We start from the raw sequence: 12,276 nt of genomic DNA, 5'->3' as shown, positions 1-12,276 counted from the left end.
AGCTTAACAGAAGATATAAAAATAATGCAAAAGTTACTACAATATAACCTTGATTTAACTAATGCTTTAAATGGGAAGCGAGTTAAACGAGGGTTATTCAAAGACAAAGTTGTAAATAAAATAATCAATGCTGATTTAAACGGAGCGAGGAATATATGTATATTGGGCAGTAAAAAAGCACAGCAGAGATACAAAGCAGGAGGTGAAAACCGTTGGCTTAATTTAAAGCTGTGCAATCCTATAAAAGTAGAAAGCGACTTCGAGTTATGTAGGCTTATAGCCTCATAATAGAAGTATCGAATAAGATCTATAAATCTATAAAGATTTATAGGTATGCGTTGCTTTCTATAATGTTTTTATAGATATAAGTCAACGGATGTGATTTAATGACGAAAAAGAAAAGAGGATTAGGAAAAGGTCTTGCAGCTTTGATACCGGATGAACCTTTACATAATATTGAAAATGATAGTGAAAACAGAGTAATAAATATTGATGTGTCATTAATACAGCCGAGTAAAGAGCAACCAAGGCGTAAATTTACTTTAGATTCACTTAATGAATTGGCCGAGTCAATAAAGGTGCATGGTTTAATCCAGCCTATTATTGTAAGAAAAATTGATGATAGATATGAAGTTGTAGCTGGAGAAAGAAGATTGAGAGCGGCAAAAATAGCAGGATTTAAACAAATCCCTTGTATAGTAAAAGATTTTGAAAATAGAAAATCAGCAGAAGTTGCTCTAGTTGAAAATATTCAAAGAAAGGATTTAAATCCAATTGAGGAGGCAATAGCCTATAAAAGACTGATGGAGAATTATAATCTTACACAAGATGAGATATCGATTGTTGTAGGAAAGAGTAGACCTTATATAACTAATACATTGAGATTATTAAATTTAAGTCAGCAAGTAATTGATTTTATTTTAGAAAACAAATTAACTAGTGGACATGGGAGAGCATTGCTGCAAATAAACGATTCAAATATACAAATTAAAATTGCTAAAGAGATAATAGAGAAGAAATTAAGTGTACGAGAAACTGAAAAATTGATTAAAGAATTAAAAAAAGACGGGAAAAGAAAGAAAAAAAATAAAAATGAAACAGAAAAAGATATATTCATTTTAGATGTAGAAGAACAGTTAAGGAAGATTTTAGGGACTAAAGTACAGATAGTTAAGGGGAAAAAGAAAGGAAAAATTGAGATAGAATATTATAATCAAGATGATTTAGATAGAATATTAGATATAATTTTAAACTCTTAATGTTTCACGTGAAACATTAAGAGTTATTTTTTAGCTATATAATAAGATATTACAAAAAATATGCAGGTATTGTTTTATAGATAAATTATTTTGTTAACAAATTTTTCAATATAAAAGCGTCTATGAAGTTTGTGAATTTTAAAATGTATTAAATATTAAAAAAATGCAACAAAAAAGAAAAGGGAAAATATTTTTGAAATGTTGATTTTATTTAATGAACAGCTTTTTTTGTGCTAAAAAAGTTGATAATAGGCTGATATAAATGTATAATAATTAAGAGTTTATATTGTGAAAAAAGGTTAAAAAATTAACGAATTTTTATTAAAAATTTTAATAATTCCTTTATAATCTAGTAGATATTTATTATTATTATGTATACAAAATATTTTAAACAAAATTCTGATTTAAATAACTAATATGAAATTTCATTATTTTTTATAAAATATAGTGAATATTTTATTATAAATTGTTAGAGATACTTAAATTTTCAATAAACAATATTGCTTTCATATTATCTTATAATGTATCAATATAAATAGAATGTATGAACATGATGAAAAAGTATTTATGATTGAACTAATAAAGGAAGATGAGTAATGAAAGTTATTAGGGTAAAGCAGCGTCAAATAAAGCTAACTCGATCTTTATAAATATTGCGACGATTTATGTTTTAAATCTAAAAGCTTGTACAACTATGCTAATTATCTTATAAGACAAGAAATTATCAATGATGGAAGATGGTTAAGATATAAAGACATTTATAAAATATAAAATAATAAAAGACCATGGAACCTACAAATCACTAATGATACAAACATTACAGCAGATACTAAAACTTTTAGACCAAAACTGGAGATCATTCTTTAAATCAATTGAAGAATGGAATAACAATAAAGATGAGCATTTAGGCAGATTAAAACTTTCGAAATATAAGAAGAAAAATGGTAGAAATATCATTATCTTTACTAATCAAAATTGTAAGTCAAAAGATAGATATATAAAAATTCCTAAAATAATGAATAAACAAAAATTAACAACTAAAATTAGTGGTAAATTACAACAAGTACGAATAATACCTAAGAGAAGTATTACATCATAGAAATCGTCTACAAAAAAGAAATAAACATTATTTACAACCTAGTTAGAAACAAGCATTGTCTTCCCTGTATAAATCATTAGAGCGTTGTAAATTCAATATCTATTTTGATATAAGGGGAAGTTATGCTTGTAGTGTATAAGTCTTAAAGAATACTCACTTTTATATGAGAAATGGTGAGTAGTTAAAAAAACTTATTCTAATAAGCTCAAGGAGGGGAAGAAATGGAATTCAAATTTAATTGGGAAGAAAACAAAGATAAGATTGAAGAATTAAAAAAAGTGATTGAAGAAAATAAGGGAAAAAAGGGAGCATTAATGCCAGTATTACATGAAGCACAGAGAATATTTGGATATCTTCCGATAGAAGTACAGAGGATGATATCAGAAGGTTTAAACATACCGTTAGCAGAAATATATGGAGTAGCCACATTTTACTCACAATTTTCATTAATACCAAAAGGAAAATATCAGATAGGGGTATGTTTAGGAACAGCATGTTATGTAAAAGGAGCGCAAGCGATAATAGACAAGATTAAAGAAGAATTGAAATTAGAAGTAGGAGGAACTACAAAAGATAGAAAGTTCTCACTACAAGCGACAAGATGTATAGGGGCATGCGGATTAGCACCAGTAATGACAATAAATGAAGATGTATATGGAAGACTAAAAGCAGACGAAATACCAGCGATATTGAAGAAATATATGGAGTAAGAAATAGGTAAAAATATAAAATTGGGAATTAGAGGTCAGCGGTCTATAATTTGCGGTTAACAGTTTATAAATAAATTATTATTAAGACTGATAATGGGGATCGGAAAACGAAAAATGTATGATAAGTGATTAATGGCGAATATCATAGTTAGAAAATTTGGAGGTGAAGTGATGAAATCATTAGAGGAATTAAAAAAGATAAAAGAAGAAACATTAAAAAAAGTTGATTTAAGAAAGCAAAAAGAAGGGACAAGAATAGTAGTAGGAATGGCTACTTGCGGGATATCAGCAGGGGCGAGACCAGTATTAATGGCATTATTGGAAGAAGTAAAAAATAGAAATTTAAGTGATGTAATAGTAACACAAACAGGATGTATAGGAGTATGCAGATTAGAACCAATAGTAGAAGTGTATAGACCAGGAGAAGAAAAAGTAACATATGTAGAAATGACACCAGAGAAAGCAAAGAGAATAATAGCTGAACATATAGTAAATGGAAAAGTGGTAACAGAATATACAATAGGAGCATATGAAAAATAAAGTTTCACGTGAAACAATCAAAGCCGATAATGTAAAGGAGGTAAAGAAATGAACATCTATAGAGCACACGTATTGATATGTGGTGGTACAGGTTGTACATCTTCAAGTTCAGATAAGATACAAAATGAATTTGAATTAAAAATAAAGGAAAAAGGTTTAGACAAAGAAGTAAAAGTAGTAAGAACAGGATGTTTTGGATTATGTGAAGCAGGTCCGATAGTAATAGTATATCCAGAAGGGGCATTTTATAGTCATGTAAAAGTAGAGGATGTAGAAGAAATAGTAGAAGAGCATTTATTAAAAGGAAGAATAGTAAAAAGACTATTATATAAAGATGCAGTAGAAGAAGACACAATAAAATCAATAAACGAAGTAGGATTCTATAAAAAACAAAAAAGGATAGCATTAAGAAACTGTGGGGTAATAAATCCAGAAGATATAAACGAATATATAGCATTTGATGGATACATGGCATTAGGTAAAGTATTAACAGAGATGACACCGGAGGAAGTAATACAGGTAGTAAAAGATTCAGGATTGAGAGGTAGAGGTGGTGGAGGATTCCCAACAGGATTAAAATGGGAATTCACAGCTAAAGCTCAAGGAGACCAAAAATATGTATTATGTAACGCAGACGAAGGGGACCCAGGAGCATTCATGGACAGAAGTATATTAGAAGGGGACCCACATTCAGTATTAGAAGCAATGGCAATAGCGGGATATGCAATAGGAGCAAATCAAGGATATATATATGTAAGGGTAGAGTATCCAATAGCAGTACAGAGATTAGAAATAGCAATTAAGCAAGCAAGAGAGAAAGGGTTATTAGGAAAGAATATATTTGGAACAGGATTTGATTTCGATATAGAAGTGAGACTAGGAGCAGGGGCATTCGTATGTGGAGAAGAAACAGCTCTAATAGCATCAATAGAAGGACAGAGAGGAATGCCAAGAAATAAGCCGCCATATCCAGCGAACAAAGGACTATGGGGTAAACCAACATTGATAAATAACGTTGAAACATATGCAAATATACCACAGATAATATTAAAAGGAGCAGAATGGTTTAGAAGTATAGGAACAGAAAAATCACCGGGAACAAAGGTATTCGCATTAGGAGGAAAGATAAACAATACAGGATTAGTAGAGATACCTATGGGAACAACATTAAGAGAAGTAATATATGAAATAGGTGGAGGAATACCAAACGGAAAGAAATTTAAAGCAGTACAAACAGGAGGACCATCAGGAGGATGTATACCAGCGGACCTAATAGACACACCAATAGAATTTGATACATTAACAGAGTTAGGTTCGATGATGGGTTCAGGCGGAATGATAGTAATGGATGAAGACACATGTATGGTAGATATAGCAAGATTCTTCTTAGACTTTACAGTAGAAGAGTCATGTGGTAAATGTCCACCTTGTAGAATTGGTACAAAGAGAATGTTAGAGATATTAGAGAAGATAACTAGCGGTAAAGGTGAACCGGGAGATATAGAGAAGTTAGAAAAATTAGCTAATACTATCAAATCAGCATCATTATGTGGATTAGGACAAACAGCACCGAACCCAGTATTATCAACATTAAAATATTTCAGACATGAATATGAAGCGCATGTAAATGAGAAAAGATGTCCAGCTGGATCATGTAAATCTCTACTTTCATATCATATTCAAGAAGATTTATGTAAAGGATGTACAGTATGTGCTAAAGTATGTCCAGTAGGAGCGATATCAGGAGAAAGAAAGAGTCCACATGTGATAGATCAAGATAAGTGTATTAAATGTGGTGCTTGTTTAGAAAAATGTCCATTTAATGCTATAGTGAAGAAGTAGTAATATATCAGTAGAAAAGGGGTGTGAAAAGTGAAAAAAGTAACTATTACTATAGATAATCAGGTAATTCAAGTTCCAGAGAATTATACTGTGCTTGAAGCGGCAAGGAGCATAGGTATAGATATTCCTACTTTATGTTATTTAAAAGAGATAAATGAAGTAGCGGCATGTAGAATGTGTTTAGTTGAAGTTGAAGGAGCTAGAAATCTTCAGACTTCATGTGTACTTCCAGTAAGAGAAGGTATGGTGGTTAGAACAAACACTAAAAAAGTTAGAGAAGCAAGAAAAGCAACTTTAGAATTGCTTTTATCAAACCATAATAGAGAATGTTTAACTTGTACAAGAAATGGAAATTGTGAGCTGCAAACTCTTGCAGATGAGTTAGGTGTTAAAGATATACCATTTGAAGGTGAGAAGACTGTAGCACCTGTAGATACTTCATCACCATCAATAGTTAGAGATCCTCAAAAATGTATCTTGTGTGGTAGATGTGTAAGCGTATGTCAAAATGTTCAAACAGTAGGTGTATTGGATTTTACAAATAGAGGGTTTAAGACTGTTGTAGGACCTGCTTTTGATAAAGGTATAGGAAATGTACCATGTATCAATTGTGGACAATGTATTGCTGTCTGTCCAGTTGGTGCATTAAGAGAAAAAGAATCAATTGATTATGTTTGGGAAGCAATAGATGATCCAAATAAACATGTTGTGGTTCAAACAGCTCCAGCTGTAAGAGCTGCATTAGGAGAAGAATTTGGGCTTCCAATGGGTACGAGAGTAACTGGTAAAATGGTAGCAGCTTTAAGAAGATTAGGTTTTGATAAAGTATTTGATACAGATTTTGGAGCAGATTTAACTATAATGGAAGAAGGATATGAGTTACTTCATAGGTTAAAAAATGGTGGAAAGTTACCAATGATTACTTCATGTTCACCAGGATGGGTTAAATTCTGCGAACATTACTATCCAGAATTCCTAGATAATTTATCAACTTGTAAATCGCCTCACGAAATGTTAGGTGCAATTATAAAATCATATTATGCTGAGAAAAATAATATTGATCCAAAGGATATAGTAGTAGTATCAATAATGCCATGTACGGCTAAAAAATATGAATCTCAAAGAGAAGAGTTATCTCATGCAGGCTATCAAGATGTTGACTATGTATTAACTACAAGAGAATTAGCTAAAATGATAAAAGAGGCAAGAATAGACTTTGTTAATTTACCAAACGAAGATTTTGATGAAGTATTAGGTGAATCAACAGGAGCCGGCGTTATCTTTGGAGCTACTGGTGGGGTAATGGAGGCAGCACTTAGAACAGTTGCAGAAGTTGTAACAGGAAAAGAATTAGAGAATATTGATTTTGAACAAGTTAGAGGAACAGAAGGTATTAAAGAGGCAGAAGTTAAATTAGGAGATTTAGCAGTTAAAGTAGCAGTAGCTCATGGTACTGGTAATGCTAGAAAATTATTAGAACAAATTAAATCAGGCGAAAAAGAATATCACTTTATAGAAATAATGGCTTGTCCTGGAGGTTGTGTAACTGGTGGAGGACAGCCACATGTCAGTGCAAAAGATAGAATGACTAAAGATATAATGAAAGAAAGAGCGAAGGCTTTATATGATGAAGATAAAGCTAAAGAGATAAGAAAATCTCATGAAAATCCAATGATTAAGAAGATTTACAAGGAATTCTTAGGAGAACCTAATAGTCATAAAGCTCATGAATTACTTCATACTCATTATGTAGAAAGAAAGAATTATCCTGTAGATGAAGAAAACAAATATAAAGAATATTTTTGTGATTGCAAATAAATTTATAGCCCTAGCTGAATGCTAGGGTTATTTTTTTACGATTATTATGTCGTCGACCTTCAGTAGTGTAAAAACCCCTGGGGATCGACGACATTGTATTTTTTGTAAAGAATGTGTAAATTTCAATATATAGAACGGCGAACTCCTACTATATTAGTAGGAATTAATGTAAGAAATCAGTTAATTGACTAATATTCAGAAAAGTGGTATTATCAATATATGTAATGGGTTATTAGAGTACCTATAAGGAATTGAAACAAATCTTCTGTCTTTTCTGTAGTAGTTGATACAAGCGAGTTAAGTTATTAGAGTACCTATAAGGAATTGAAACTATTCATTTCCTTCTGTACTGCTTACACTCTTTAAAAATGTTATTAGAGTACCTATAAGGAATTGAAACATATGTGGAAATGTTCTGCTAACCATATTGGGTCGGTTATTAGAGTACCTATAAGGAATTGAAACAATTCAAACTCTTTTTCAGTTTCTTTATAATCATCGGTTATTAGAGTACCTATAAGGAATTGAAACGCAAAAGGATCAGGGCTACCATTCTTTTTGTAGTATTGTTATTAGAGTACCTATGAGGAGAATATTATAATAGAAAAAGAAAAATATATAAAAATAAGTTCCGTTTTAAACGGATCTTTTTTTATATATAAAAATATTTCCAGGGCAATGAAATGGCTATAATTAAATAATCATGAGTAAGAAATAACTGAAATAAAGCTAATATTATATTTCGAATTATTAAAAAATATTAAAATTTCTAACAAATTATATTACTTCATATTATCTTAATAATATAATTAATATTAAGAGAGTATATAAGAATAAAATTTTTCAAGTTATGTTTTTTTAATTACCTTAAGTAATCGAAGGGTTAAAAATCACCAAAAAATAACGAATGGAAAGGAGTATTAAAATGCAAAAGAGAATGTTGACACCGTCAGAAATAGCTCAAGCTACCATTAATGCAGGTATAAAAAAAGCTAATTTATCAGCTCTACAAATGATTTTATTGGGTATTTTTGCAGGTATTTTTATAGGTTTTGGAGCACAAGCAGATATTACTGTTATGCAAACGTTAAAGAATGTTGATATCGGACTTATGAAATTTATGGGAGCTGCAGTATTTCCTGTAGGACTTATGTTAGTTGTAATGGCAGGTGCTGAATTATTTACAGGAAACAATCTTATGACATTAGCTTTGATGGACAAAAAGATTACTCTAAATCAAATGTTAAAAAATTGGTTTTTTGTTTATTTGGGAAATTTTATAGGTTCGATATTATTAGCTGCTGTTGTGGTAAAATCTGGTTTGTATAAAATAGATACTCCAGCAACTCAATTAGCTACAAAAATTGCAGCAGGGAAAATTGGACTTGCCTTTAATCAAGCATTTTTAAGAGCCATATTATGTAATATTATAGTTGTATTAGCGGTATGGCTTGCTACAGGAGCACAGGATGTAATTTCCAAAATATTTGCATGTTGGTTCCCGATTATGATGTTTGTTTTATCAGGTTATGAACACAGTGTTGCAAACATGTATTTTATTTCACTTGGTAAATTTTTAGGGCTTGAAACTACTTGGGGACAAATTTGGGTGAAAAATTTAATTCCTGTTACTTTAGGTAATATTGTAGGAGGAGCTGTTATTGTTCCTATAGTATATTATTTAGTTTATATAGTACCTGCTAAAGAAAATATTGATTTAGAACGGAACATAAAAAGCAATTTGTTTTAAGTCTTAATTAATAAGTAGATGTGTTATAATTAAATTGTTATTTAGTTTGGAGGTGAATGGATTGATTTATTTAGATAATGCTGCAACTACATATCCAAAACCAGAAGAAGTCTATCAGGCTATGATAGAATCTATGAAGGAATTTGGAGCTAATCCAGGCAGATCAGGGCATAGATTAGCTTTAAAGGCTGGCAGAGCTATTTATGAAACAAGAGAGCTTTTAAGTAAGTTATTTAATATTGAGAATCCAATGAATATAATATTTACGTCAAATGCTACTGAAGGACTCAATCTTGGCATTAAGGGAATTTTAAAATCAGGAGATCATGTAATAACGACTTCTATGGAACATAATTCAGTATTAAGGCCGCTTAAGGCATTAGAAAGTATAGGAGTTGAAACTACTATTATCCAATGTGATAAGACCGGAATGATAAATATAGATGATATTGAAAAAAATATTAAACAAAACACTAAAATGATAATTACTACTCATGCTTCTAATGTTACTGGGACTTTATTTCCTATAGATGAAATAAGTAAGATAGCACATGAAAATGGTTTGCTTTACATGGTGGATGCAGCACAGACTGCTGGAGTTTATGATATTGATGTAAAGAGTATGAATATAGACATTCTTGCATTTCCTGGACATAAAAGTTTATTAGGACCACAGGGAACAGGTGGAGTTTATATAAGAGATGGAATAGATGTAGTGGAAATGAAAGAGGGAGGAACGGGCAGTAAATCTGAATCATTAATACAGCCTGAAATGTTGCCGGATAAATTTGAAAGTGGTACACCAAACACACCTGGAATAGTAGGATTGGGAGCAGGAGTTAAATTTATATTGAAAACAGGCATTGAAAATATAAGAAAACACGAAGAGGAATTAACAGAACACTTTATAAGAGAACTTAAAAAGATAGACAAAGTAAAAATTTATGGTCCTTGTGATGTAAGTAAGCAGGCCCCTGTTGTATCTATTAATCTTGGTGAAGAAGATTCATCTGAAGTTAGTTATATTCTAGATAAAGTTTTTAACATAGCAGTTAGACCGGGACTTCATTGCGCCCCTTTGGCTCATAAGACAATAGGTACGTTCGAACAAGGAGTTGTAAGATTTAGTATCGGTTATTTTAATACACATGAAGATATTGAAAATGCAGTAAAAGCAGTGAGAGAAATAGCAAAAGAGATATAAATTTTGAAGGAATTTAAATGTAATAAACGAATATTAACTGTATCGTAGCATAAAGGGGGTCTGTAAATTATGGAAGAGATGATAGCACAATATAGTAATCAAATAATTATTTTTCTAACAGTTGGAGTAATAATCTTATTAATATTAAATATTATTAGTCAGATAAGAATTTCTTCGATTACCAAAAAATATAATAGGCTTGTTGAAGGTGTTGATAAAGATTCTTTAGAAGATTTAATTTTTGAATATATTGAAGAAGTTAAAGATATGAAAAAAGAGGCAGAAGTTATAAAAGACATGTATGAGAAATTGAATAACAAGTTAAAATTTGCGGTACAAAGGGTAGGGTTTGTGAGATATAATGCTTTTAATGATGTAGGTAGTGATTTAAGTTTTTCAATAGCCTTATTAGACGATAATCTTAATGGTTTTGTAATATCGAGTTTATTCGGTAGAAACGAATGTAACACTTACGCAAAACCTATATTTAATGGAGAATCTAAATATGCACTTTCAGACGAAGAAATACAGGCTATAAAAATGGCTAAGGAATATGGTGTTTCAAGTAAATTAGGAAATATATAAAAAATAAGCATAAAAACACCCTCACAGAGGATACTAAAATTGAATAAGTATTCTGGGGGTGTTTCATTATGGTAAAAAAGATAGCAATTCAGAATGGGCTTGATGATTTGAAGTATAGTTTAAAGAGCAGAGGTTATGAAGTATATGATATTAATGAAAATAAAGAAGTAGAGGCAGTAATATATATGGCTGATGGCTATAATGTACCTTATATAGATAAATTTATTAATATGAATACAGGAGTTGAAATGAGCGGTGGTAATGAAGTGCTTTTAATTAATGCGACTGGTAAAACGTTACAAGAGATAGAATACATTATAAATAATAGATTATACAGCCCATTATTTAAATGATGGGCTTCTATTTATGTATTGTTTGTATATTATTCTTATAAAATTGAATATAGCTTAAGTAAAAAGATTTTGATATGACATCTGCCATTTTCATTACAATACTTAACCTAGTATTCTGTAGTACAATATATTCCATGAATCCGCTAATATTTACTATTCCGGTTATATGAATATCACCTATTTCAGGTAAATTTTTATTTACTCCAGCTCCTGGTTTTAATGGTCCTTTTTCAACTTTCACATAACCTATTCTGTCAATATTCCCCAAACAAGCATCTATGGCAACTACAAAAGGATTATCAAATGTACTTTTTATAAAATTAATGTTTTCTTTAAGATTTTTTGCATGTACAGGATTATCTAACGTACCAAATAGATGTACTTTGTTATTTTTTTTAAAGAAAGGATAGAGTTTATAACCTACTAAAGGACCTAAACTATCTCCAGTTGATCTATCAGTTCCTATACATACAATAATTAGTTCTTTATAATTTTTTTTATTGTAATATTTGTTTAAATATTCTAAAATAATTTTACTAAATTCACTTACTGCATAAGGAGAAAAAGAATTTATGCTATTCTTATTATGATTGATTTGAAAGAACATGCTTTATCCTCCTGACAAATAATTTTATATGTACAAGTTTTCCCAAAACCAAAATAATAAATACAAAGATGAGAAATGATATTTATTATAATTTTATTCATTATTGTTTCACGATAGTATAAAAGTTTAAAAATGTTCTTGACTAAATTAAAATTTTATGGTAAATTATTTTTTGCCGTTGAGAAAAGGCAGAGTAAAAAAAGTAAAAAAAGTAGTTGACAAGGATAAAAAAATCTGCTATAGTATTAAGAGTCGGCGGCAAAAGTCGACAGAAAAACAGATTTGGTCTTTGAAAACTGAACAGTGCGGAGCAGGATTCTTTTGAGTATATAGTTTTTATCTTGAGAGTTTGATCCTGGCTCAGGACGAACGCTGGCGGCGTGCCTAACACATGCAAGTCGAGCGGGTAGGTGCTTTAATGAACCTTCGGGGGATTTAAAGTACTGAAAGCGGCGGACGGGTGAGTAACGCGTGGGGAACCTGCCCTATGCAGGGGGATAGCCTCGGGA

Annotated in this window: 12 protein-coding genes, 1 rRNA gene and 1 CRISPR repeat array; of the genes, 12 read left to right on the top strand and 1 reads right to left on the bottom strand. The window is 30.7% G+C overall.

What is annotated here, in order from left to right; translation table 11 throughout:
• From BUB51_RS09875 to BUB51_RS09825, 11 genes are all read left to right on the top strand, one after another.
• Positions 1–288: hypothetical protein (locus BUB51_RS09875; RefSeq protein WP_278294269.1), on the top strand; the 288-nt coding region annotated here is incomplete at its 5' end.
• 98 nt (positions 289–386) lie between these two features.
• Positions 387–1,259: a ParB/RepB/Spo0J family partition protein gene (locus tag BUB51_RS09870; protein WP_073197456.1), complete on the top strand. Its 873-nt coding sequence runs from the start codon at positions 387–389 to the stop codon at positions 1,257–1,259.
• Positions 1,260–2,064: 805 nt separating this feature from the next.
• Positions 2,065–2,358: a hypothetical protein gene (locus BUB51_RS12915; protein WP_073197454.1), complete on the top strand. Its 294-nt coding sequence runs from the start codon at positions 2,065–2,067 to the stop codon at positions 2,356–2,358.
• Positions 2,359–2,579: 221 nt separating this feature from the next.
• Positions 2,580–3,068, top strand: a complete 489-nt coding sequence (gene nuoE, locus BUB51_RS09860) for an NADH-quinone oxidoreductase subunit NuoE (protein WP_035164874.1) — start codon at positions 2,580–2,582, stop codon at positions 3,066–3,068.
• Between the two features lie 171 nt (positions 3,069–3,239).
• A complete protein-coding gene (locus BUB51_RS09855) occupies positions 3,240–3,608 on the top strand; it encodes a (2Fe-2S) ferredoxin domain-containing protein (protein ID WP_035164872.1) in 369 nt (122 codons plus the stop codon).
• 48 nt (positions 3,609–3,656) lie between these two features.
• On the top strand, positions 3,657–5,450 hold the full coding sequence (gene nuoF, locus BUB51_RS09850; RefSeq protein WP_073197452.1) for an NADH-quinone oxidoreductase subunit NuoF: 1,794 nt from the start codon (positions 3,657–3,659) through the stop codon (positions 5,448–5,450).
• A gap of 30 nt (positions 5,451–5,480) precedes the next feature.
• Positions 5,481–7,268: an NADH-dependent [FeFe] hydrogenase, group A6 gene (locus BUB51_RS09845; RefSeq protein WP_035164868.1), complete on the top strand. Its 1,788-nt coding sequence runs from the start codon at positions 5,481–5,483 to the stop codon at positions 7,266–7,268.
• Positions 7,269–7,496: 228 nt separating this feature from the next.
• A CRISPR array of direct repeats spans positions 7,497–7,799; the repeat unit is 30 nt; unit sequence GTTATTAGAGTACCTATAAGGAATTGAAAC.
• Positions 7,800–8,193: 394 nt separating this feature from the next.
• Complete coding sequence (locus tag BUB51_RS09840; RefSeq protein WP_073197450.1) at positions 8,194–9,018, top strand: formate/nitrite transporter family protein; 825 nt, start codon at positions 8,194–8,196, stop codon at positions 9,016–9,018.
• 61 nt (positions 9,019–9,079) lie between these two features.
• Complete coding sequence (locus BUB51_RS09835) at positions 9,080–10,222, top strand: aminotransferase class V-fold PLP-dependent enzyme (RefSeq protein WP_073197448.1); 1,143 nt, start codon at positions 9,080–9,082, stop codon at positions 10,220–10,222.
• 69 nt (positions 10,223–10,291) lie between these two features.
• Complete coding sequence (locus tag BUB51_RS09830; RefSeq protein ID WP_073197447.1) at positions 10,292–10,807, top strand: DUF4446 family protein; 516 nt, start codon at positions 10,292–10,294, stop codon at positions 10,805–10,807.
• 68 nt (positions 10,808–10,875) lie between these two features.
• On the top strand, positions 10,876–11,160 hold the full coding sequence (locus tag BUB51_RS09825) for a YkuS family protein (RefSeq protein ID WP_035165126.1): 285 nt from the start codon (positions 10,876–10,878) through the stop codon (positions 11,158–11,160).
• Positions 11,161–11,167: 7 nt separating this feature from the next.
• Here the strand turns inward: BUB51_RS09825 and yyaC are convergent, their stop codons facing one another.
• Positions 11,168–11,767: a spore protease YyaC gene (gene yyaC / locus BUB51_RS09820; RefSeq protein ID WP_035165124.1), complete on the bottom strand. Its 600-nt coding sequence runs from the start codon at positions 11,765–11,767 to the stop codon at positions 11,168–11,170.
• A gap of 337 nt (positions 11,768–12,104) precedes the next feature.
• On the opposite strand from yyaC, the gene BUB51_RS09815 reads away from it, so the two are divergent.
• Positions 12,105–12,276, top strand: a 16S ribosomal RNA gene (locus BUB51_RS09815); the annotation flags it as partial.

Source organism: Caloranaerobacter azorensis DSM 13643 (assembly GCF_900129995.1).
Lineage (GTDB): Bacteria > Bacillota > Clostridia > Tissierellales > Thermohalobacteraceae > Caloranaerobacter > Caloranaerobacter azorensis.
This window is presented reverse-complemented; position numbering and strand designations above follow the sequence as displayed.

Excerpts from the sequence above, each read along its gene's own strand:
- BUB51_RS09870 (WP_073197456.1), top strand. The coding sequence starts at position 387 with ATGACGAAAAAGAAAAGAGGATTAGGAAAAGGTCTTGCAGCTTTGATA.
- BUB51_RS12915 (WP_073197454.1), top strand. The coding sequence starts at position 2,065 with ATGATACAAACATTACAGCAGATACTAAAACTTTTAGACCAAAACTGG.
- nuoE (WP_035164874.1), top strand. The coding sequence starts at position 2,580 with ATGGAATTCAAATTTAATTGGGAAGAAAACAAAGATAAGATTGAAGAA.
- BUB51_RS09855 (WP_035164872.1), top strand. The coding sequence starts at position 3,240 with ATGAAATCATTAGAGGAATTAAAAAAGATAAAAGAAGAAACATTAAAA.
- nuoF (WP_073197452.1), top strand. The coding sequence starts at position 3,657 with ATGAACATCTATAGAGCACACGTATTGATATGTGGTGGTACAGGTTGT.
- BUB51_RS09840 (WP_073197450.1), top strand. The coding sequence starts at position 8,194 with ATGCAAAAGAGAATGTTGACACCGTCAGAAATAGCTCAAGCTACCATT.
- BUB51_RS09830 (WP_073197447.1), top strand. The coding sequence starts at position 10,292 with ATGGAAGAGATGATAGCACAATATAGTAATCAAATAATTATTTTTCTA.
- BUB51_RS09825 (WP_035165126.1), top strand. The coding sequence starts at position 10,876 with ATGGTAAAAAAGATAGCAATTCAGAATGGGCTTGATGATTTGAAGTAT.
- yyaC (WP_035165124.1), bottom strand. The coding sequence starts at position 11,767 with ATGTTCTTTCAAATCAATCATAATAAGAATAGCATAAATTCTTTTTCT.